Genomic DNA, 22,078 nt, shown 5'->3' with positions numbered 1-22,078 from the left:
TCCACCAAACCGCGTTCAGCCGCAATCCACCGCAAAAAAACGGGGCCCCGAAGGACCCCGTCGTTTCGAACACCTGCACCTGGACTCAGCGCTGCGCGACCTTGAGCACCTTCGGCGTCACGAAGATCAGCAACTCGGCCTTCTGCTTGTTCCGGCCCTTCTTCTTGAACAGGTTGCCCAAGAAAGGCACGTCGCCCAGGAACGGTACCTTGCTGACATCGCTGCGGTCACGGAACTCGTAGACGCCGCCGATCACGACGGTCTGGCCGTCCTCGACCAGCACCGCGGTGTTGACGGAGCGCTTGTTGATCTGCGGCACGTCGCCGATTGAGGTGTCGATGAAGCCGGCGATCTCGTCCTTCTTGACGTTCATGTTGAGGAACACGCGGCCGTCGTTGGTGATCGTCGGGGTCACGCGCATCTCCAGCAGCACGTCCTTGAACTGGACGCTCGGCGTGGCGACGCCGCCGGCAGTAGCCGGCTGGATGGTGACGTAACCGACCTCCTGACCTTGGCTAATCACCGCCTCGCGCTGGTTGCTGGTAACGATGCGCGGGTTGGAGATGACCTCGCCCCGCCCTTCCTCCTGCATCGCCGACAGCTCGACATCGAGTGCATAACCCGCGTTGAGGATGGACAACGCCACCGAACCTGCAGGGTTGGTCACGCCCAGATTACTCATCAGGCCGCGTGTAATGGCGCCCACGGCCAGCGGGTTCGGGGGCGGATTAGCGCTGTTCCTGTTGGCCGCGTCATAGATGGAGTTCTGCGTAGAAATATTGTTGGCGATGGTGTCGTTGAAGAAGGCCTTGCCATCGTTGGTGAACCCCGAGATTCCGAACTTCGCACCCAACTCACGCGAAAAATCATCGTTAGCGATGACAACGCGTGCCTCGATCAGCACCTGGTCGACCGGGCGGTCGATCACGCGGATCAGCTCCTTCATCTGCGCGATCTTCTTCGGGATGTCGCTGATCATGAGCGTGTTGGTGCGCTCGTCGGCGACCAGCCGGCCGCGCGGCGAGAGGAAGCCGCTGTCGGTGTTGCTGCCCTGACCGCCTTGGCCGCCTTGGCCACCACTCCCGCCGCCAATACCCTTGGCCTCGGTTAGCGCCTTGAAGATCTGCGCCGCGTTGTGGTAATTGATCTGCACATACTCGGTCGCCAGGTCCACGCGGTTGTCGATCGCGATGCGCGCGTCTTCCTTGTCCTGCTCGTACTTGGCGATCTCGGCCTGCGGGGCAACCCACACCACGTTGCCGCTGCGGCGCTTATCCAGCCCCTTGGCCTGCAGCACGATGTCCAGCGCCTGGTCCCACGGCACGTTGACCAGTCGCAGCGTCACGTTGCCCTGCACGGTGTCGGAGGCGACGATGTTGAGGTTGGACTCCTCGGCCACCAGCTGCAACACGGTGCGCACCGGCACGTCCTGGAAGTTGAACGTCACTGGGCGACCACCGTACACACGCGAGGTCGTGGTGGCGCTGGTCTGACCCATCGCCGCGGTCGCGCCGACGGCACGGCTGGCGGTGGCGGCGCGCGGCACGATCTCGACGATGTATTCGCGACCCGTCTGGTAAGCCATCGACTCGTAGGCGCTGCCCATGTTCAGTACCAACTGGGTGCCGGTACCGGCGGTGCGCGCCTCGATGCGCTGCACGGGAGTGGCGAAGTCGGTGACGTTCAACGGCTTCTGCAGGTTGGCCGGCAGCTGTGCGTTACCGACGTCGATGACGACGTTTGAGCCCTGGGTACGCAGGTCCGGAGCGGCGCCGTCGCCGCTGAAGCGCAGGATCAAGCGTCCCGCGCCGCCATCGCCACGCTTGAAGTCGATGTTCGACACCGAGATCGCACCGGGCAGTTGCTTGGCGGGGTCGGCGCTGGCCGCCGGCGCGAGCTGCGCCACGGAGACCGGCACTAGCCCAACGCCCGTGACTGGCGCCGCGGCATGCACGGCGCTCAACGCCGCGACAAGGCCGACAGCCAGACCGACGCTGCTGGCACGGATGAGCAAGGGGCGCCGAGCGGGCCGCGAGCGTTTTGCAGTGAGTACGGTCATCTTGCTATCCCCTAATCATTGATCTTCTAGCGCGACGGTAGCCGGACGTTCCAGCCATCCCCCTGCGCCATCCGGCACCAGTTCAACCAACTCGATGCGATCTTCGAAGACCGCGGTCACGCGACCGTCGGCCTGCCCCATGTACGCACCGGGTCGTACCCGATAAGTCACCTTGTCCGGCGCCATCACCAGCGCTACCAGCCCCGCGCCGCGTCCCAGCGTTCCGACCATGTCGAAGCTGTCGAGCGGGAACTGCTCCAGCGTCTGCTTGCGGCGGGAAGAATCCGGGCGTGGCCCGTTGCCGTTGCTTTGGTCGGTGAACGCATTGCTGAAGGGATCGCGCAATGCCTGGGCGGCGTATTCGAATGTCTCGAACTGCTGCATCACCGGCAACGGGTCCAGCGGCGGCGCCGGGCGCGCCTTGACCTCGGCGATCCACGTCTCGAGATTCGGCGCTTCGCCGGGAGTGCTGGTGATGCCGCGCGAGCACCCAGCCAGTCCGGCGAGCAGGAGCAGCGTCATCAGCGCACGGCCGGCCGGAGCCTTGATGCGAATGGAAAGTCCGCTCATATCAGGCTCCCCCCTTGGCCTTGGCTGCTGCATCGGCCGCCTGTTGTTGTTCGGTCATTTCCTCTTCGTCGAGGTAACGATAGGTCTTGACCGTGCCGGCCAGCTCGAGCGGGCTCTCGGGCGTGATGCCCCCACCCGCGGCGCCAGCCTTCGGCTTCAACGAGATGTCGTGCATGGTCATAATCACCACGCGCGGCAGCGAGGCAACGCCGCTGACGAAGGCGCCGAACTGGTGGTAGGTGCCCACCATCCGCAACGCGATCGGCTTCTCGGCGTAGAACTCCTTGGGTTGCTCCGGCCCGGGCTGGAACAGCTCGTTGGCGATGCCGGTGGCGAGCGCGGTCTGCGAGATGTCGACGATCAGGTCGGGCATCTCGGTCTTGCTCGGCAACTGCCGCAGCATCTGCTGCAGCTGCTGTTCCATCTGCACGAGCTGCTGCTTGAGCGGTTCGAGGTTTGCGGCGCGGCCCTGCTTGGTTTCGAACTCGGTGCGTAGATCGGCTTCCTGGCGCTCCAGGCCCTCGAGCTCGACGCGCTTGTCGCTGACGAACAAATACCAGGCCAGCCCGATGATCAATAGCCCGACCAGCACGCAGAAACCGATCTTGGCTTGCTGCGGCCAGGCGCCGATGTTGTTGAAGTCGAGATCCTTGAGCTTGATCTTCTGCTGGCTCATGACGCGGCTCCTGCGGTGGCGTCGGCAGCCGGCAGTGTCGCCGCGGGCGCGGCGGCGGCGGGAGCCGTCGTGGCGGGCGCGGCAGCCGGCGTGGCGGTGGCGGGGGTCGCGGCGGGCACATCCTGCTCGCCGTCACCGTCCTCATCCTTCGGCGCGTTCGGGTTGGCCAGCTTGACCTGCAACTTGAACTCGTACGGCAGGCCCTTGTCGGTGCCCTTGGCCTCGATGATCGACAGGTCGGGGTTGGTCATCCAGCCCGAGCCTTCGAGGCTGCGCATGTAGGTGCTGACCCGCGCGTTGGACTGCGAGCGACCCTCCAGCGTGAGGATGGTGTCGTCCTGCTTGATCGACGTGAGCACCACGCCGTCGGGAATGGTGCGGACCAGCGAGTCGAACAGGTGGACCATCTGCGAACGGTTGGCCTGCAATTGCTCGATCACTTCCTTTCGCGCCAGCAGCTTGGCCTTTTTCTTGTCGAGCTCTTCGATCTCGGTAATCTGCTGGTCGAGCTGGGTGATCTGGTCGCGCAGGAAGGTGTTGCGTTCGTTCTGGCCGCTGATCTGGCTGCTGTAATAGCTGATGATCATGAACGACAGCACGACGGCGGCGATCGCCGCCAGGCCGAGCATCGTCACGAATTCCTTCTGGCGCTGCTTGCGCCGTTCGGCGCGCCACGGGAGGAGGTTGATGCGTGCCATCAGTCGAAGCTCCTCAAGGCCAAGCCGCAGGCGATCATCAGTGCCGGCGCGTCCTGCGCCAGTGCGTGCGCCTGCACGCGGGGGCCGAGCGTCATGTGCGCCAGCGGGTTGGCGATCATCGTGGGTACGCCCAGCTGCTCCTCGACCATCTGCGCGATGCCCGGAATCGCGGCGCAACCACCGGCGATCACGATCTGGTCGACGCGGTTGAATTCGCTACCCGCGTAGAAGAACTGCAGCAGGCGGCTGATCTGCTGCACCATCGCCTCCTTGAACGGCTCGAGCACCTCGGGCTGGTAGCTCTCCGGCAATCCGCCCTGGCGTTTTGCCAGGCCGGCTTCCTCGTAGCTCAGCCCGTAGCGACGCATGACTTCGTCGGTGAGTTGCTTGCCACCGAACACCTGTTCGCGGTTGTAGAGGCTGCGGCCGTTGCGCAGCACGCTGAGCGTGGTCATGGTCGCGCCCGAGTCGATCAGGGCGACGATGCCGTCACGCGGGCTGCTGAGCTGGTCGGCGAGCAGCGCGAACGCGTTCTCGATCGCGAACGCCTCGACGTCCATGACCCGAGGGGTCAGGCCACCGAGCTCGAGCGCCGAGGCGCGAACCTCGACGTTCTCCGAGCGCGATGCGGCCAGCAGCACCTGCACCGAGTCGGGACTGTTGGGCATCGGCCCGAGCACCTCGAAATCGAGGTTCACTTCCTCGATCGGGTACGGGACGTAGTTGACAGCCTCGAGCTCGACCTGCGCCTCCAGCTCGTCGCCATCGATGTCCGCCGGCATCGGGATCACCTTGGTGATCACCGCCGAACCGGCCACCGCGGCGGCTGCGTACTTGGCACGGGAACCGGACCGGTTGAGCGCGCGCTTGATCGCCTCGCCCACCGCCTCGACCTCGACGATGTTCTTCTCGACCACCGCGTTGGGTGGCAGCGGTTCGACCGCGTAATGCTCGACGCGATAGCGGTTGCCGGCCCGCGAGAGCTGCAACAGCTTGACGGCAGTCGAGCTGATATCCACGCCGACGAGCGCCGGCTGGCTTTTCGTGATCACACCCACAGTCTTCTCCCCTTGCCACAAGCGCTTACGCAAACTTTGTGTGGCCCCGCTTAGATAACGGACTTTTCACAGGCTGGCAACCACTAGTTTCTGATTCGTGATGGCCTTGCCAAAAAAAGCCCATCCCCCCGGTAACCCCGTGGACCACCCACTCTGGCCCGTTTCTACCCCGGTCCGCGTCCCCGGCTCCTCTATACTCCACGCCCACAACACCCGCAATCCTCGCCCCCAGGAACCCCGCTTCGATGCCCCGTTTCCGTCGTCTGCTGCGCTGGGCGCTGTTCGCGTTCGCCGGTCTCGCACTGCTTGGCGCCCTCGCGCTGGGCACCCTGTACTACCTGATCGCTCCGAAACTGCCCGACGTGGAGACGCTGCGCAACGTCGAGATGCAGGAACCGATGTACGTCTATGCCCGCGACGGCCGCCTGATGGCGCTGTTCGGCGAGACCCGGCGCTATCCGATCGAGATCGAAAAGGTGCCGCTGCGACTCAAGCAGGCCTTCATCGCGATCGAGGACTCGCGCTTCTACCAGCACCACGGCATCGACCCCAAGGGCATCGGCCGTGCGGTGTGGCTGCTGGCGACCACCGACGACAAACGCGTGCCGGGCGGCTCGACCATCACCCAGCAGGTGGCGCGTCAGTTCTTCCTGAGCTCGGAGTACAGCTACACCCGCAAGCTGGCCGAGATGCTGCTGGCCATGCGCATGGAGCGCGAGCTGAGCAAGGACGAGATCTTCGAGCTCTACCTCAACAAGAGTTTCTTCGGCAACCGCGCCTACGGCGTCGGCGCCGCGGCCGAGTTCTACTACGGCAAGCAGATGGCCGAGCTGAGCCTGGACGAGATGGCATCGCTGGCTGGCATCCCCAAGTTTCCGTCCAGCGGCAACCCGCTCAGCAACCCCGAGCGCGCCAAGGAGCGCCGCGACTACATCCTCGACCGCATGGCCGAACTGCGCTTCATCAGCGCCGCCGAGGCTGCGCAGGCCCAGGCGGCGGCCATGCATGCGACTCCCCACGAACGCCCGGTCGAGGTCTACGCGCCGTATGTCGCCGAGATGGTTCGCCAGGAAATGATCGCGCGCTACGGCCCGGAGGCGCTGACCAAGGGGTATCACGTCACCACCACCATCGACCCGGTGTTGCAGGTTGCCGCCGACAAGGCGGTGCGCGACGGGCTGGCGATCTACGACCGCCGCCGCGGCTGGCACGGCGTGGAACAGCATTTCGACCTGGCCGCCGACGAAGACGCCACGGCCGCCAGCGTGCGCCTGCGCGGCATCCCGGCGCAGGCCGGGCTGCTGCCGGCGATCGTGCTGCGCACCGGCGAAGGCAAGGCCGGCCTGGTGCTGGGGGACGGCACGCAGATCGAACTGGGCGCCAGCCAGGGTTGGGGGGGACAAAGCCCCGCCAGCCTGAAGCGCGGCGACCTGGTGCGGGTGCAACTCGTCGAGGCCGACGCCAAAGCCGGCGAGCAGAAGCCAGCAACCCCGGCCAAGGCCGTTTACAAGCTCGAGCAGCTGCCGCAGGCGCAGGCCGCGCTGGTCTCGCTGGAACCCATGAACGGCGCGCTGCGCGCGCTTAGCGGCGGCTACAGCTTCGCCGGCAACAAGTTCAACCGCGCGACCCAGGCCCGGCGCCAGCCCGGCTCGAGCTTCAAGCCGTTCCTGTATGCCTCGTCGTTCGAGCGCGGCTTCAACCCCGCTTCGGTCGTGCTCGACGCCCCAGTCGTGTTCCAGGACCGCCGCGGCCACCTGTGGCGGCCGCAGAACGACGACGGCAGGTTCGCCGGGCCGATGCGCGTGCGCGAGGCCCTCGTGCGCTCGCGCAACCTGGTCTCGGTGCGGTTGCTCGACGCGATCGGCGTCGACTACGCGCGCAAGTACATCAGCCACTTCGGCTTCGAGGAAGCCAGCCTGCCGCCGAATCTGTCGATGTCGCTGGGCACCGCCTCGCTGACCCCGCTGTCGATCGCGCGCGCCTACTCGGTGTTCGCCAACGGCGGCTTCCGGATCACGCCGTGGTTCATCGACGAGGTCAAGGACCGCAACGGCGCGCTGGTGTTCAAGGAAAAACCCGCGGTCGGCTGCCACGGCTGCGGCGGCAGCGCGACCGCGGTCGGCGGCCAGGTGCGCACCACCTCGACGGTGGTCGAAGGCTTCGACCTCGGCCCGGCCAGCGGCACCGGCGAGCCGGCCAAGACGCCCGACCCCAAGGCCAAGGAGCCGGTCAAGCGCGCCGAGAAGCCGGCCAACCTCGCCGACCTGCTGCTGGCGCCGCGCGCGATCGACGAACGCATCGCCTACCAGATGACCTCGATGATGCGCGACGTGGTCCAGCGCGGCACGGGCACCGCGGCCAAGGTGCTCGGCCGCGAGGACGTCGGCGGCAAGACCGGGTCGACCAATGAGCATCGCGACGCGTGGTTCTCCGGCTTCGGCGGCCAGTACGTCACCACCGTCTGGGTCGGCCGCGACGACTACAAGTCGCTGGGCTACCGCGAATACGGGGGCAAGGCCGCGCTGCCGATCTGGATCGAGTACATGCGCGTCGCGCTCAAGGACCAGCCGATCGCGGCCAATGACCCGCCCGAAGGCATGATCAAGGTCTCGGTGTCCGCCAATGGCAGCCTGGTGCCCGAAGGTAGCGGCGGCGTGCAGGAATGGGTCAAGGTCGAGGACCTCGAGCGCATGGAAAGCTACGTCGACTACGGTACGGATGAAGCCGCCGCGCCGGCGGAAGAGTCGTTCGACATCTTCTGACCCACCGCGACTAGGCGCACCCGCCGCCAGCGGGCTTTCATGGTGGCCGTGCTAGCGTTCGATCTGCCGGTCCCCGCGACCGGCCGCGACGCGCAGCCTCGCCGTCGCGGTGCCCGCCGTGGAGGTCCTCATGAACCGCCTCGTCCGACAGCACGCCCAGCAACACGCCGAAACCCGCATCCGCGAACGCCGTCACCGCCTCGCCCATGAGGCGGCACGGCTGATGGCCGAAAGCGGGATGCGCGACTTCCACCAGGCCAAGCTCAAGGCCGCCGAGCGACTGGGCATCTTCGATGACGCCTCGCTGCCGCGGAACCGCGAGATCGAGGAGGCGCTGCGCGAGTACCAGCGCCTGTTCCAGCGAGACAACGCGGGCGGACTGCGGCAACGCCGCGAGGCGGCGCTGCGCGCGCTCGAGTTCTTCCACCCGTTCGATCCGCGGCTGGTCGGGCCGGTGCTAGAGGGTACAGCGGACGCGCACAGCCCCGTGTCGTTGCAGCTGTACTGCGACGACCCCGACGCGGTCCCGCGCTTCCTCGACCAGCACTTGATCCCCGCCGAGGCGCGCAGCCGTCGCCTGCGCCTGGACCGCGAGCGCGACGGCGATTTTCCCAGTTGGGTGTTCAGCGCCGAGGACCTGTCGTTCGATCTCACCGTGCTGCCGCTCGACGTCGTGCGCCAGGCCCCGCTGTCGGGCATCGACGGCAAGCCGATGAAGCGCGCCTCGGCGGCGCAGTTGCGGCAATTGTTGGCGCAGGACGAGATCGCCGGCTACGAAGTCGGCCAGCGCTGACGGCGGCAATTTCCGCGCGCGCCATGCCGCGGGATGGCCATTGCAAGCCACATACGAAAACGCCCCGCGATGCGGGGCGTCTGGTCGTCTGGAAGACTTCGCGCCTCAGCGCTTGTCGATGCCGACGTAGTCGCGCACCGGCGCACCGGTGTAGATCTGCCGCGGGCGGCCGATCTTGTTCTCCGGATCGTTCTGCTGCTCGAGCCAATGCGAGACCCAGCCGGCGGTGCGCGCGATCGCGAACATCACCGTGAACATCTCCACCGGGATGCCGAGCGCCTTGTAGATGATGCCGGAGTAAAAATCGACGTTCGGATACAGCTTGCGCTGCACGAAGTAATCGTCCTTCAGCGCCGCCTCTTCCAGCTTCAGCGCGACCTCGAGCAGCGGGTCGTTGACGCCCAGTTGGCCGAGCACCTCGTGGGTCATCTTGCGCACCAGCGCCGCGCGCGGGTCGTAGTTCTTGTAGACGCGGTGGCCGAAGCCCATCAGGCGGAAGCCCGACTCCTTGTCCTTGGCCTTGTCGACCGCGGACTTGACGTTCTCCGGGCGGCCGATCTCCTCCAGCATCTTGAGCACGGCCTCGTTGGCACCGCCGTGGGCCGGCCCCCACAACGCGGCCACGCCCGAGGCGACACACACGTAGGGGTTGGCGCCGGTGGACCCGACCAGGCGCACGGTCGAGGTCGATGCGTTCTGCTCGTGGTCGGCGTGCAGGATGAACAACAGGTCCATCGCCTTGGCCGCGACCGGGTTGAGTTCCAGCGGCTCGCTCGGCACTTCCTTCATCATGTGCAGGAAGCGCGTGGTGTACTCGAGGTTGTTGCGCGGATAGCGAATCGGCCAGCCGATCGAATAGCGATGGCACGCAGCGGCCACCGTCGGCACCTTGGCGATCAGGCGGATCGCGGCCAGGCGGCGCTGCTCCGGGTCATCCAGGTCAAGGTCGTTGTGGTAGAAGCTCGCCATCGAACCGAGCATGCCGACCAGCATCGCCATCGGATGCGCGTCGTGGCGGAAACCTCCGAGGAAGCTCTTGTAGGCCTCGTGCATCATCGTGTGATGCGTGACCTCGTGCTCGAACTTGTCGAACTCACCCGGCGTGGGCAGTTCGCCGTTCATCAGCAGGTAGGCGACCTCAAGGAAGCTCGACTTCTCGGCCAACTGTTCGATCGGGTAGCCGCGGTAGAGCAGCACGCCCTCGTCGCCATCGATGTAGGTGATCGCCGACTTGCAGCTGGCGGTCGCGGTGAAACCCGCGTCGTAGGTGAAGCAGCCGGTTTCCTTGGGCAACTTGCTGATGTCGATGCACGGCGCGCCCAGGACCGGGTGCTGCACGGGCAGGCTGACACTCTTGTCGCCCGCGGCCAGGGTGACCTGGTCGAGACGGGAACCTTGCGGTGCGGATTTCTCAGAAGCTGACACGCAGCACTCCTCATGTCTGCATGCCGCAGGGATGGCCGCGGCACGAGGTTGGGGACGGGGAACCGCGGCCACGCCGCGACAGCGGATTATCGCACAACGATTTTGAGCGCAGGCTCGGCCGTTGGTCGTAGCGCCGCCATCAGCACCACTGCCGAAACCACGCCCAGAAACGACGACGGCCGCCTTGCGGCAGCCGTCGTGCGGATCACTTTGTGGAGCGTATTACTTGGCGTAGCGCTTGCGGAACTTGTCCACGCGGCCACTGGTGTCCATGACCTTGTGCTTGCCCGTGTAGAACGGGTGCGAGGCCGAGGAGATATCGATCTTGATCAGCGGATATTCCTTGCCGTCGTCGAGCTTCACCGACTCCTTGCTGCCAAGGGTCGAACGGGTCAGGATCTGGAAGTCGGTGGTCACGTCTTGGAACACGACTTCGCGGTATTCGGGATGGATGCCGGCTTTCATGGCAGTCACAGCTTTGATGCGGGAAAGCGGGGCAGTATAGCGGCGACTTTCGGCGCAGGCAAGTCCGATCACGAGCCCGGCTCAGCCGGCCGCCAGTGCCGCCTGGATCAGGGCCTCGAAACGGGGTTGGTCGTAGCGCAGCAGGATCGCTGCATTGTCGGCGCGACCGTCCTGGCGCTGCCAGTCGACGACCGTGGCGCCACGGGTAAGGCGGCCGTCCAGCTCGACCGCCACCGGCCGCTCGACCACCTCCAGCGCGCCCTCCGGCTCCAATGCGTAGGCCATGGCCAGGCCGTCGGCGGAATGCCAGTAGTCGCCGCGCCGGTCGGCCGACCATTCGCGGGTCTTGCGCGAGATCGACTCGTAGAACCGCGCGCGTTCGCTGTCGACCTGGAACCAGCGCAGCACCTCGTCGTGGAGCAGGCCGTGCGCGATCACCGCCTCCCAGTCCGCGAGATCGATGTGAGCGAACGCCTCGAACACGATGTGCGCCGCTTCCGGGTCGAAGGCGATGTTGAACTCGGCAGCCGGCGTGATGTTGCCGTGCGCGGTCACCGCACCGCCCATCACCACGCAGCGCGCGACGCGCTCGGGCAGGGTCGGGTCGAGCTTCAGCGCCAGCGCGATGTTGGTCAGCGGCCCGAGCGCGACCAGCAGCAGCCTGCCCGCGTGCTCGTGCGACAAGCGCAGGATCGCCAGCGCGGCGTGCTCGGCCTCGGCCCGGCGGGTCGCCTCGGCGTAATTGATGTCGCCGAAGCCGTCGCGCCCGTGCACGTAGGCCGCATCGCGCGCCGGATGCAGCAGGGGCGCCGCGCAACCGGCGAACACCGGCACGTCGACGCCCGCCACTTCGCACAGCTTCAGTGCGTTGGCGACCGTGTATTGCAGGCCGACGTTGCCGGCCGCGATGGTCAGGCCGACGACCTCGTGGCGCGGCGCATTGAACGCCATCAGCAAGGCCAGCGCGTCGTCGACGCCCGGGTCGGTGTCGATCAGCAACGGGATCTTCGCGGGGACGATCTTGTCGGTCACGGATTCGGTCAGCGTCGTGGCGGCAGGCGATTATGCGCTGGCGTAGCGGGCCGCGCCGCCGACCCAGCGCGCGACGATGCGTTCGGCGATCTCGGGCGATTCGCGCAGCAGGCGTTCGCCAAGCTCCTGCACCTGCGGCAGCAGGTCGGCGTCGCGGGCGAGGTCGGCGACGCGGAATCCGGCCAGGCCGGTCTGGCGCGTGCCCAGCAGTTCACCGGGGCCGCGCAGCTCAAGGTCCTTCTCGGCGATCACGAAGCCGTCGTTGGTCTCGCGCATCGTCTCTAGCCGCTGCCGGGCCATTATCGACAGCGGCGAGCGATACAGCAGCACGCAACTGGAAACCGCGCTGCCGCGCCCCACCCGGCCGCGCAGCTGATGCAGCTGCGCCAGCCCGAGACGCTCGGCGTTCTCGACGATCATCAACGAGGCGTTGGGCACGTCGACCCCGACCTCGATCACCGTGGTCGCGACCAGCAGGTCGATGGCGCCGTCCTTGAACGCGCGCATCGTCGCCTGCTTATCGGTGGCCTTCATGCGGCCGTGGACCAGGCCGACGCGCAACCGCGGCAACTGCGCGGACAGCGCCTCGAACGTGCCCTGCGCGGCCTGCGCGACCACCTCGTCGCTTTCGTCGATGATCGTGCACACCCAGTACGCCTGCCGGCCCTCGGCGCACGCCGCGCGGATGCGCTCCACCAGCTCCGGGCGACGCTCGGCGCTGAGCGCGACAGTCTGCACCGGCGTGCGCCCGGGTGGCAGTTCGTCGATCGCCGACACATCCAGGTCGGCATAGGCCGCCATCGCCAGCGTGCGCGGGATCGGGGTCGCGGTCATCACCAGCTGGTGCGGGACGATCGCCGCCTCTCCAACGATTCCACCGGCGCCCTTGTCTCGCAGTGCCAGGCGCTGGTGCACGCCGAAGCGGTGCTGCTCGTCGACGATCGCGAGCGCCAGGTCGCCGAAAGCCACGCCTTCCTGCATCAACGCGTGGGTGCCGACCACGACCTGGGCCTCGCCCGAGGCCACTTCGGCCAGCACGTGCGCGCGCGCGCGCCCGGTGACCTTGCCCGCCAGCCACGCCACGCGCACGCCCAGCGGCTCGAGCCAGCCGCGCAGGTTGTTGAGGTGCTGCTCGGCGAGCAGCTCGGTCGGCGCCATCAACGCGGCCTGCTTGCCGGTGTCGACCGCGAGCATCGCCGCGAGCGCCGCGACCACGGTCTTGCCACTGCCGACATCGCCCTGCACCAGCCGCAGCATCGGGTGCGGCTTGCCGAGGTCGACGCGGATCTGCTCGAACACGCGTTGCTGGGCGCCGGTCAGCGCGAACGGAAGCGCGCCGCGCAACTTCTCCGCGAGCGCCATCCGCTCGAGGACCGGTGCCGCGTGCGCCTGCTGCGCGATGCGCTGGCGACGCAAGCTGAGGTGGTGGGCGAGCAATTCCTCCAGCGCGAGCCGGCGTTGCGCGGGGTGGAGGCCGGCCAGCAGCGCCGCGATGTCGCTGCCCTGCGCGGGCCGGTGCACGGTCAGCAGCGCCTCGCGCAGGGATGGCAGTTGCAAGCTGTCGCGCAGCGCGCGCGGCAGCAGTTCGAGCGCGTCGTCGCTGGGCAGGCGATCGAGCGCGAGGCCGATCAGGCGCCGCAGCGAGGCCGGGCCGATGCCTTCGATTGCCGGATACACCGGATCGAGCTGGTCGCCGAGCGCTCCACCATCGGCGGCGTCGAGCAGGCGGTAGCTGGGGTGCACGATCTCGAGGCCGTGCTGGCCGGGGCGCGGCGTGCCGTAGCAGCGCAGCCGCGCGCCGGGCTCGAACTGCGCGACCTGCGCGGCGCGGAAGTGGAAGAAGCGCAGCACCAGGGTCGCGCCGGAGTCGTCGCCGATCGCCACCCGCAGCATCGGCCGATAGCGGAAGCCGCGCTCGACCGCCTCGACCCGCCCTTCCACCTGCGCCGCGACGCCCGGCTGCAGCGCGCGGATCGGCGTCAGCCGGGTGCGGTCCTCGTACTGCCGCGGCAGCTGCAGCCACAGGTCCTGCAGGCAGGCCAGGCCGCGCGCAGCGAGTTTCTCGGCGACGCGCGGTCCGCAGCCGGACAGCACCGTCAGCGGCGTTTCACCGACCGCCGCCAGCGCGGGTGCAGGAGCCTTGGCGCGCGCCACGCCGTGCGGTCAGTCCAGCACCAGGATGCCGTCGACCTCGAACACGCAGCCGCGTGGCAGGCCGCTGACCTCGACCGTCGATCGGGCCGGGTACGGCGCGCTGAAGTACTCGGCCATCACCGCGTTGACCGCGGCGAAGTTGTCGAGATCGGTGAGATAGAGGCCCAATCGCACGACCTGCTCGAGCGAGCCACCAGCGGCCTTGCACACTGCCTGCAGGTTGTCGAACGCGCGCCGCGCCTGGGTCGCGATGTCGCCCTCGACCAGCAGGCCGGTGGCCGGGTCGAGCGGGATCTGGCCCGACAGGTAGACGGTGTCACCGGCGCGCACGGCCTGCGAGTACGGACCGATCGCGGCCGGGGCCTGGTCGGTGTGGACGATCTGGCGGGACATGGCGCTACCTGCAGGAAAACGATGCCGCGATTCTAGCGGCTGTGGCCAGCGCCGCGCCGCCGGACTTCCGCCCTGCCGGCCATCAGGAAATGCCGCGGTCGACGACGCCGCGACCGCGTCGCGTCATGCCCGCTGCACGCCGAGCACGACGTTGAGCCGGCGCACGCGGCGGATCACGTCGGCCAAATGGCGGCGGTCGGTGACCTCGATCGAGAAACGCAGCACCGCCATGTTGGCATCGCGGTCGATGTATTCGACCCGGTCGATGTTCGACTCGGCCTCGGCGATCGCCGCGGCGACCTGCGCCAGCGCGCCAGGCCGGTTGTCGATCTCGATCCTGAGCGCGGCGCCGAAGTCGCCGGAAACCTGCCGGTCCCAGCCGATCGCGACCCAGCGGTCGGGCGACTTGCGGTAGTCGGCGACGTTGGGGCAATCCAGCCGGTGCACCACGATGCCCTTGCCGGCGGTGTGGTAGCCCATGATCTCGTCGCCCGGCAACGGCAGGCAACAGTTGGCGAAACTGATGACCCCGCGCTCGGCGCCGGTGATCAGGATCTTGTCCTCCGGCAACGGCACGCGCTCGACGATGCGGCGCGCCGCCTTGCCCGGCGCGGCGCGCGTCAGCGCCAGCGCGGCCTGCTGCGGCATGCGGTTGCCCAGCGCGATGTCGGCCAGCAACGCCTCCAGGCGTGGGTAGCGGTGTTCGACCAGGTAGGCGTCCAGGCGCGGCGCGGGCACGCGTTCGAGCGACGTCTCCAGCGTCTCCAGCGCGCGGTCGAGCATGCGGTGGCCCAGTTGCACCGCGTCCTCGTGCTCGAGCTGCTTGAGCTGCTGGCGGATCGAGGTGCGCGCCTTGCCCGACACCACGAACTCCAGCCACTGCGGCTTCGGCGCCGACGACTTGGCGGTGACGATGTCGATGCGCTGGCCGCTGGCCAGCTTGGTGCGCAGCGGCACCAGCTTGCCGTCCACGCGCGCGGCGACGGACTGGTTGCCGATGTCGGTATGCACCGCGTAGGCGAAGTCGAGCGCGGTGGAATTGCGCGGCAACGACAGGATGTCGCCCTTGGGCGTGAACACGTAGACCTCGTCCGGGAACAGGTCGACCTTGACGTTCTCGAGGAACTCAAGCGACGAGCCGGTCGAGCGCTGCGACTCGACCAGGCCGCTGATCCAGCTGTGGGCGCGGGTCTGCGCGCTGTTCGGGCCGTCGCCGCCGTGCTTGTACGACCAGTGCGCGGCGATCCCGCGTTCGGCGATCAGGTCCATCTCCTCGGTGCGGATCTGCACCTCCACCGGCGACCCGTAGGGCCCGAACAGTACCGTGTGCAGCGACTGGTAGCCGTTGGCCTTGGGGATCGCGATGAAGTCGCGGAAGCGGGCGTCCAGCGGCTTGTAGGCGGCGTGCACCACGCCCAGCGCGCGGTAGCAGTCGGGCACACTGCGCACGACGACGCGGAAGCCGAACACGTCCATCACTTGGGTGAAGCTTTTGTGCTCGGCGTGCATCTTGGTGTAGATGCTCCACGGCGACTTCACCCGACTGACCAGCTTGTGCGGCAGCTTCTCCTTGGCCAGCCGCTGCGCCAGGTTGGCCTCGATCTGCACCAGCGACTCGCGCCGCACCACCGGCTGGGTGCGGATGCGCTTTTCGATCACCGCGTGCCGCCACGGATGCAGGGCGCGGAAGCCCAGGTCCTGCAGCTCGGCCTTGATCAGGTTCATGCCCAGGCGCTGCGCGATCGGCGCGTAGATCTCCAGGGTTTCCAGGGCGATGCGCTCGCGCGCCTCGGCGCTCTGCGCGCCCAGCGTGCGCATGTTGTGCAGGCGGTCTGCGAGCTTGATCAGGATCACGCGCAGGTCGCGCGCCATCGCCAGCAGCATCTTGCGGAAACTCTCCGCGGCCGCTTCCTGGCGGTCGCGGAACTGCAGCTTGTCCAGCTTGGTGACGCCGTCGACCAACTCGGCCACGGTCTCGCCGAACTCGGCGGCCAGCGACTCGTGGGTCAGCGGGGTGTCTTCGAGGGTGTCGTGCAGGATCGCCGCGATCAGGGTCTCGACATCCAGGCCCTGGTCGGCGAGCACCTTGGCGACCGCGACTGGGTGGGTGATGTAAGGCTCGCCCGACTTGCGGGTCTGCCCGGCATGCGCGGCGGCGCCGATCGCCCAGGCGCGGCGCAGCGACTCGCGCTGCGGCTCGGTCAGGTAGGCGGCGGCCAGTTCCAGCTCGCGCACGTAATCCGGCAGCGGCGCGTCGCCGGCAAAACCAGGCAATGCGGGCGGCGCGGAAGGACTGACGGCGGTCTCGACGGAACTCATGCAGCCAATCTACGCGCGCGGCGCGGCGTGGTGCAACGCGTGCGGCGCATTGGGTGGCTGAAAAAACAACGGCCCCGCCAGAGCGGGGCCGTGTCGGAAGCGGGGCGCGACCTGGCGGTCAGCGCAGCGATGGGCTGATCAGAGTGATCAGCCCATCGCGATCAATCGTCGCCTTTGGACAGGTCGTCGTCGGCCACGACCTCGGCCGCGGCCCACTCCATCGCCTCGCGCTCCTTGCGCTCGCGCTCGGTCTTTTCGACCGCGTCGATGAACTCGGGGTTGATGCGGCGGGCGGCGATCTCGCGCAGGGCCAGCACGGTCGGCTTGTCGTTGGCCTCGCTGTTGTCCAGCTGCGGCTCGACGCCGTTGGCGAGCTGGCGGGCGCGCTTGGCGGCCAGCATGACGAGTTCGAAGCGGTTATCGACGACTTCGAGGCAATCTTCAACGGTAATGCGGGCCATGGGACTCCTGGCGGCCGGTGGGGCCGTCATGCAGGCTTTGAGGGGGCGTGGAGTGTAGCCGGCAGGGCCGGGCCGGGCAAGCCGCGCGGGTCCGCGGCCCTTGCGAATCAGTCAGTTAGGCCCATCCCAATCTCAGTCGTCGGCCAACAGGGCGGTGATCAGGCGCGAATGCCGGGCCACCTGGGCCTCGCGGCGCAGGCGGCTGGCGGTGAAAATCGCGCACATCTCGTCCACGGCGACGGCGAAGTGCTCGTTGACGATCACGTAGTCGAACTCGCCGTAGTGCGACATCTCCTCGCGCGCGGCCGCCAGCCGCTGCGCGATCACCTGCGCGCTGTCTTGGCCGCGGGTGTTCATGCGCTGCTCGAGCGCCTGCCGCGACGGCGGCAGGATGAACACGCTGACCGAATTGGGCACCTTGGCGCGCACCTGGCGCGCGCCCTGCCAGTCGATCTCCAGCAGCACGTCCTTGCCCTGCGCCAGCTGCGGCTCGACCGACTGCCGCGCCGACCCCTTCCAGTCGCCGTGCACGCGCGCGTGCTCGAAGAACTCGCCGGCCTCGACCATGTGCTCGAACTCCGCGGCACTGACGAAGTGGTAGTGCTCGGCGTGGCGCTCGCCCGGGCGCGGCGCGCGCGAGGTGAACGAGATCGACAGGCAGATGTTGGGATCGCGCGCGAGCACCGCGTTGACGATGCTGGATTTGCCGGCACCGGAGGGCGCGGCGACGATGTAGAGAGTGCCGCGCATGCTCATTCGATGTTCTGGATCTGTTCGCGCACCTGGTCGATCAGCACCTTGAGCTCGACCGCGGCCGCCGAACTGCGCGCATCGACCGACTTGGAGCCCAGGGTGTTGGCCTCGCGGTTGAACTCCTGCAGCAGGAAATCGAGCCGACGGCCCACCGCCTCGCGCAGCTTGAGCACGCGCCGCGCCTCGCCGACGTGGGCATCGAGGCGGTCGAGCTCCTCGTCGACGTCGAGCTTCTGCAGCCAGATCACCAGCTCCTGCTCCAGACGGCCCGGGTCAGCGGGCTGGGCGAGGTCGGCCAGGCGCGCTTCGAGCTTGCTGCGCTGGCCGGTGCGGATCTGCGGCATCAGGGTGCGCACCTGCGCGGCGATGCGGGCGATGCCGTCGACGCGCTCGCCGATGACGGCGGCCAGCTTGGAACCTTCACGTTCGCGTGAAGCCACGAACTCGTCGAGCACCGCGTCCAGCAAAGCCAGCGCTTCGGCCTGCAGCGCGGCGGCGTCGGTGGCCGGGGCCTGCATCACCCCGGGAAACTGGAGCAGCTGGGTGAACTCGGTATGCAGCCCGGGGAAGCGCGCCGTCAAATCGATCGCCACGTCGCTCAACTCGCGCAGGCGGGCCAGGTTGACCTGCAGGCCGCCCTCGCCTTCCGGCGAGCGCAGGCGCAGCGTCAGGTCGAGCTTGCCGCGCCCGATGCGCGCGGCGATGCGTTCGCGCAGCACCGGCTCCAGCGCGCGCAGGTCGTCGTGCAGGCGCACGCCGATCTCGAGAAAGCGGTGGTTGACCGAACGCAGCTCGCAGCCGAGCGTGCCCCATTGAGTGACGCGTTCGCCGCTGGCGAAGGCGGTCATGCTGCGGATCATGCGCGGTTCCTGGGCGTGGCCGGACGGACCGGCAAGGGGCGAATGGTAAACTCGCCTGCCCCTTTCCGGTATTCACGTCGATGACAGCTGTCGTTTCGACCGCGGGCGCGTCGCCCAGCATCACGCGCCCCAGCGGCCGCGCCCCGGCGCAGCTGCGCGAAGTGCGCATCGAGCGCGGGTATACCCGCCATGCCGAAGGCTCGGTGCTGATCAGCTTCGGCCAGACCCAGGTGCTGTGCACCGCCAGCGTCGAGCCGCGCGTGCCCGGCTTCCTGCGCGGCAAGGGCGAAGGCTGGGTCACCGCCGAGTACGGGATGCTGCCGCGCGCCACCCACACCCGCAACGACCGCGAGGCCGCGCGCGGCAAGCAGGGCGGGCGCACGCTGGAGATCCAGCGCCTGATCGGCCGCTCCCTGCGCGCCTGCATCGACCGCAAGGCGCTTGGCGAACGCACCATCACCTTGGACTGCGACGTGCTGCAGGCCGACGGCGGCACCCGCACCGCGGCGATCACCGGCGCCTACGTGGCGCTGGTCGATGCGGTGCAGTGGCTGGTCAAGCGCGGCGACATCAAGCCCGGCAAGGGCGGGCGCGACCCGGTGTTCGGCGCGGTCGCGGCGGTGTCGGTCGGCATCTACCAGGGCGTGCCGGTACTGGACCTGGACTACGCCGAGGACAGCGACTGCGACACCGACATGAACGTGGTGATGAACGACGGCGGCGGCTTCATCGAGTTGCAGGGCACGGCCGAGGGCCATGCGTTCCGGCGCGATGAGCTCAACGCAATGACCGCGCTGGCGGAGGCTGGCATCGCCGAACTGATCGCCAAGCAGCGCGAGGCGCTGGGGCGATAAACCGGAAGCTGGCTTGGCCCCGTCAACCCGGCATCACGAGACCGCAAGGCCGCCATAAAGCGCTGGGTTGGTGAAACCAATCCAGCCTACGCATAGACACCCAGCATGAAGCAGCACATCGGCAGCGTCGCCCTGGTGGTACGCGACTACGACGAGGCGATCGCCTACTACACGCAGGTGCTCGGCTTCGCGCTGCTCGAGGACGCCGCGCGCGGCGCTGGCAAGCGCTGGGTGCGGGTCGCGCCGCCGGGGGCGCGCGAAACGTCGCTGTTGCTGGCCCAAGCCAGCGGCGAGGCGCAGCAGGCCCGCGTCGGCGACCAGACCGGCGGCCGGGTCGGTTTTTTCCTGCACACCGACGACTTCGCACGTGACTTCGCGGCGATGAGCGCACGCGGGGTGCGCTTCAAGGAAGCGCCACGCACCGAGGCTTACGGGACCGTCGCGGTGTTCGAGGACCTGTATGGCAACCGCTGGGACCTGCTGGAGCTGCATCAATGAATCCCGCCTCGATCCATACCGCTCCGACCAAGCTGGTGATCGCCAGCAGCAACGCCGGCAAGCTCGCCGAGTTCCGCGACCTGCTCGGCGGAAGCGGCATTGAATTCGTCACCCAGGGCGAGCTGGGCGTCAGCGACGCCGACGAGACCGGCGCGACCTTCGTCGAGAACGCGCTGCTCAAGGCGCGCCATGCCGCGCGCTGCACCGGCCTGCCGGCGCTGGGCGACGATTCGGGCCTGTGCGTCGATGCGCTCGGCGGCGCGCCCGGGCTGTACTCGGCGCGCTACGCGGGCGTGCACGGCAACGCGACGGCGAACATCGCCAAGCTGCTGGATGCGCTCAGGGGCGTTCCGGCCGCGCAGCGCAGCGCGCATTTCTATGCGGTGATCGTGCTGTTGCGCGATGCCGACGATGCCCAGCCGCTGATCGCCGAAGGCATCTGGCCCGGCGTGATCCTCGACGCGCCGCGCGGCGACGGCGGCTTCGGCTACGACCCGGTGTTCCTGGATCCCCACCGTGGGCTTTCGGCCGCCGAGATCGAGCCATCCCTGAAGAACCGGATTAGCCACCGCGGCCTCGCGCTGGCTTCACTGCGCGCCAGGCTCCAGGACACCTTGCGGTCGCCGTCATGTTCGTGACCGTTTGGGAGTACGAGGTCCGCCCGGGCTCGGAACGCGCGTTCGAGGGGCTCCAGGGCGCGGACGGCGCTTGGGTGGAATTGTTCCGTGCGCACGCCGGTTACCTCGGCTCCGAGGTGCTGCGCGACGAGTCGACCCGGCGTTACCTGACGATCGACCGCTGGGCCTCGGCGGCCGACTACGACCGGTTCCTCGAGGCGGGGCAGGTGCGCTATGCGCAGATCGATTCGCTCGGCGATGCCTTGACCGTGACTGAACGGCGCCTCGGTCGGTTTGAAACCCCATGAAGCAGCCCGCGCCTTCGGCATCGCCCGGTCTGCAGCCATCGCCTGCAACCATTGACCCGCACGCGGTCGAGCAGCGGTCGGATCCTACGCCCGCCAACACCCTGCACCTGCCCCCGCTTTCCCTGTACGTCCACATCCCGTGGTGCGTGCGCAAATGCCCGTACTGCGACTTCAACTCGCACGAGGGCCGCGGCGCGCTGCCGTTCGCGGCCTACGTCGACGCGCTGCTGGCCGACCTCGACTTCGACCTGCCACTGGTCTGGGGCCGCACGGTGCAGACCGTGTTCTTCGGCGGTGGCACGCCCAGCCTGATGCCGCCGGAGTTCATCGACCGCTTCCTGCAGCAGGCCAGCGCGCGGCTGCGCTTCGCGCCCGGCTGCGAGATCACCCTGGAGACCAACCCCGGCACCGCCGAGCATGGCCGCTTCGAGCTTTACCGCGCCGCCGGCGTCAACCGCCTGAGCTTCGGCATCCAGAGTTTCGACGACGGCTGCCTGCAGCGCCTCGGGCGCATCCACGACAGCGCCGAAGCCGAGGCGGCGGTGAAGCTGGCGCAGGACGCCGGCTTCGACAACCTCAACCTCGACCTGATGTACGCGCTGCCGCTGCAGACGCTGGCGATGGCCGAACACGACCTGCAACGTGCGTTAGCACTGCAGCCCAGCCACGTCTCGCACTACCAGCTGACCCTGGAACCCAACACCGTGTTCGCCGCGAAGCCGCCCGCCGGCATCCCCGACGACGACGGCAGTTGGGACATGCAGGAGCACTGCCAGGCGCTGCTTGCCGACGCCGGCTACGCCCAGTATGAAGTCAGCGCCTACGCCCGCCCCGGCCGGCAGAGCGCGCACAACCTCAACTACTGGCGCTACGGCGACTACGTGGGCATCGGTGCCGGCGCGCACGGCAAGATCACCCTGGGCAGCGAACAGGCCGTGCTGCGGCGCTGGAAGCACAAGCACCCGACCCAGTACCTGGCCACGGCCGGCACCGCGGCCGGGATCGGCGGCGACGAACGGATCGAGCCGGCGCGCCGGCCGTTCGAGTTCATGTTGAATGCGCTGCGCCTGGTCGACGGGTTCAGTTGGGCCGAATTCGAGGCCCGCACCGGGCTGGACCGCGGCGCGATCGCGGCGCAGATCCAGACCGCGCAGGCCCGCGGCTGGCTGGCGCTGGACGGCGGACGCGTGCGCCCGACCGAGCTGGGGCGTCGCTTCACCAATGACGTGGTGGCGCTGTTCCTGCAGGACTAGGCGGCCCCGCCAAACACCGCCGCACGCGCCCGACCGGCGCGCGGCCTGCCATCGGTCTGCCTTGCGTTGG

The 22,078-nt window shown here is 68.3% G+C and carries 21 protein-coding genes; 7 read left to right on the top strand and 14 right to left on the bottom strand.

The annotated features are described in order from the left end of the window. Positions 1-85: 85 nt before the first annotated feature. From ACFQZQ_RS07935 to ACFQZQ_RS07915, 5 genes are read right to left on the bottom strand one after another with little or no spacing between them, the layout of a single operon-like run. Positions 86-2,059: a type IV pilus secretin PilQ gene (locus ACFQZQ_RS07935; protein WP_386812213.1), complete on the bottom strand. Its 1,974-nt coding sequence runs from the start codon at positions 2,057-2,059 to the stop codon at positions 86-88. A 15-nt stretch (positions 2,060-2,074) separates the two neighbouring features. Further along, positions 2,075-2,581, bottom strand: a complete 507-nt coding sequence (locus ACFQZQ_RS07930; protein ID WP_386812570.1) for a pilus assembly protein PilP — start codon at positions 2,579-2,581, stop codon at positions 2,075-2,077. A 49-nt stretch (positions 2,582-2,630) separates the two neighbouring features. Continuing rightward, positions 2,631-3,305: a type IV pilus inner membrane component PilO gene (gene pilO, locus ACFQZQ_RS07925; RefSeq protein WP_386812212.1), complete on the bottom strand. Its 675-nt coding sequence runs from the start codon at positions 3,303-3,305 to the stop codon at positions 2,631-2,633. Then, the gene (locus ACFQZQ_RS07920; RefSeq protein WP_386812211.1) at positions 3,302-4,003 is read right to left on the bottom strand and encodes a PilN domain-containing protein; all 702 of its coding nucleotides are present in this window, start codon (positions 4,001-4,003) and stop codon (positions 3,302-3,304) included. The genes pilO and ACFQZQ_RS07920 overlap by 4 nt, the downstream gene beginning before the upstream one ends. Next, positions 4,003-5,061: a pilus assembly protein PilM gene (locus ACFQZQ_RS07915; protein ID WP_386812210.1), complete on the bottom strand. Its 1,059-nt coding sequence runs from the start codon at positions 5,059-5,061 to the stop codon at positions 4,003-4,005. Before ACFQZQ_RS07915 ends, ACFQZQ_RS07920 begins: the two co-directional genes overlap by 1 nt. A gap of 245 nt (positions 5,062-5,306) precedes the next feature. Here ACFQZQ_RS07915 and ACFQZQ_RS07910 point away from each other — a divergent pair, with 245 nt between their 5' ends. Further along, positions 5,307-7,823: a penicillin-binding protein 1A gene (locus ACFQZQ_RS07910; protein WP_386812209.1), complete on the top strand. Its 2,517-nt coding sequence runs from the start codon at positions 5,307-5,309 to the stop codon at positions 7,821-7,823. A gap of 130 nt (positions 7,824-7,953) precedes the next feature. Beyond that, the gene (locus tag ACFQZQ_RS07905; RefSeq protein ID WP_386812208.1) at positions 7,954-8,616 is read left to right on the top strand and encodes a hypothetical protein; all 663 of its coding nucleotides are present in this window, start codon (positions 7,954-7,956) and stop codon (positions 8,614-8,616) included. A 105-nt stretch (positions 8,617-8,721) separates the two neighbouring features. On the opposite strand, the gene ACFQZQ_RS07900 is transcribed toward ACFQZQ_RS07905, so the two are convergent. From ACFQZQ_RS07900 to ACFQZQ_RS07860, 9 genes are all read right to left on the bottom strand, one after another. Next, positions 8,722-10,041 (bottom strand): citrate synthase, encoded by a 1,320-nt coding sequence (locus ACFQZQ_RS07900; protein ID WP_386812207.1) that lies wholly within the window; start codon positions 10,039-10,041, stop codon positions 8,722-8,724. 222 nt (positions 10,042-10,263) lie between these two features. Then, positions 10,264-10,506 (bottom strand): type B 50S ribosomal protein L31, encoded by a 243-nt coding sequence (locus ACFQZQ_RS07895; RefSeq protein WP_386812206.1) that lies wholly within the window; start codon positions 10,504-10,506, stop codon positions 10,264-10,266. Between the two features lie 81 nt (positions 10,507-10,587). Beyond that, positions 10,588-11,538: a nucleoside hydrolase gene (locus tag ACFQZQ_RS07890; RefSeq protein ID WP_386812205.1), complete on the bottom strand. Its 951-nt coding sequence runs from the start codon at positions 11,536-11,538 to the stop codon at positions 10,588-10,590. A 30-nt stretch (positions 11,539-11,568) separates the two neighbouring features. Further along, entirely contained in the window at positions 11,569-13,692 is a 2,124-nt protein-coding gene (gene recG, locus ACFQZQ_RS07885; RefSeq protein ID WP_386812204.1) for an ATP-dependent DNA helicase RecG, read from the bottom strand. A 9-nt stretch (positions 13,693-13,701) separates the two neighbouring features. Continuing rightward, on the bottom strand, positions 13,702-14,085 hold the full coding sequence (locus ACFQZQ_RS07880; protein ID WP_386812203.1) for a RidA family protein: 384 nt from the start codon (positions 14,083-14,085) through the stop codon (positions 13,702-13,704). A 123-nt stretch (positions 14,086-14,208) separates the two neighbouring features. Continuing rightward, positions 14,209-16,404, bottom strand: a complete 2,196-nt coding sequence (locus ACFQZQ_RS07875) for a RelA/SpoT family protein (RefSeq protein WP_386812202.1) — start codon at positions 16,402-16,404, stop codon at positions 14,209-14,211. Between the two features lie 161 nt (positions 16,405-16,565). Beyond that, on the bottom strand, positions 16,566-16,865 hold the full coding sequence (gene rpoZ / locus ACFQZQ_RS07870; RefSeq protein WP_386812201.1) for a DNA-directed RNA polymerase subunit omega: 300 nt from the start codon (positions 16,863-16,865) through the stop codon (positions 16,566-16,568). 132 nt (positions 16,866-16,997) lie between these two features. Next, positions 16,998-17,615, bottom strand: a complete 618-nt coding sequence (gene gmk, locus ACFQZQ_RS07865) for a guanylate kinase (RefSeq protein WP_386812200.1) — start codon at positions 17,613-17,615, stop codon at positions 16,998-17,000. Positions 17,616-17,617: 2 nt separating this feature from the next. Next, complete coding sequence (locus ACFQZQ_RS07860) at positions 17,618-18,478, bottom strand: YicC/YloC family endoribonuclease (protein ID WP_386812199.1); 861 nt, start codon at positions 18,476-18,478, stop codon at positions 17,618-17,620. Between the two features lie 80 nt (positions 18,479-18,558). Here ACFQZQ_RS07860 and rph point away from each other — a divergent pair, with 80 nt between their 5' ends. The 5 genes from rph (at position 18,559) to hemW (ending at position 22,008) form a co-directional block, all read left to right on the top strand. After that, on the top strand, positions 18,559-19,332 hold the full coding sequence (gene rph, locus ACFQZQ_RS07855; protein ID WP_386812198.1) for a ribonuclease PH: 774 nt from the start codon (positions 18,559-18,561) through the stop codon (positions 19,330-19,332). 105 nt (positions 19,333-19,437) lie between these two features. Continuing rightward, the gene (locus ACFQZQ_RS07850) at positions 19,438-19,830 is read left to right on the top strand and encodes a VOC family protein (protein ID WP_386812197.1); all 393 of its coding nucleotides are present in this window, start codon (positions 19,438-19,440) and stop codon (positions 19,828-19,830) included. Next, positions 19,827-20,468, top strand: a complete 642-nt coding sequence (gene rdgB, locus ACFQZQ_RS07845) for an RdgB/HAM1 family non-canonical purine NTP pyrophosphatase (RefSeq protein ID WP_386812196.1) — start codon at positions 19,827-19,829, stop codon at positions 20,466-20,468. The genes ACFQZQ_RS07850 and rdgB overlap by 4 nt, the downstream gene beginning before the upstream one ends. Beyond that, complete coding sequence (locus ACFQZQ_RS07840; protein WP_386812195.1) at positions 20,459-20,755, top strand: antibiotic biosynthesis monooxygenase; 297 nt, start codon at positions 20,459-20,461, stop codon at positions 20,753-20,755. The genes rdgB and ACFQZQ_RS07840 overlap by 10 nt, the downstream gene beginning before the upstream one ends. Continuing rightward, positions 20,752-22,008, top strand: coding sequence for a radical SAM family heme chaperone HemW (gene hemW / locus ACFQZQ_RS07835; RefSeq protein ID WP_386812194.1), 1,257 nt, complete (start codon positions 20,752-20,754; stop codon positions 22,006-22,008). The genes ACFQZQ_RS07840 and hemW overlap by 4 nt, the downstream gene beginning before the upstream one ends. Positions 22,009-22,078 lie beyond the last annotated feature (70 nt).

Source organism: Lysobacter koreensis, from assembly GCF_042677045.1.
GTDB classification, from domain to species: domain Bacteria; phylum Pseudomonadota; class Gammaproteobacteria; order Xanthomonadales; family Xanthomonadaceae; genus Lysobacter_K; species Lysobacter_K koreensis.
This window is presented reverse-complemented; position numbering and strand designations above follow the sequence as displayed.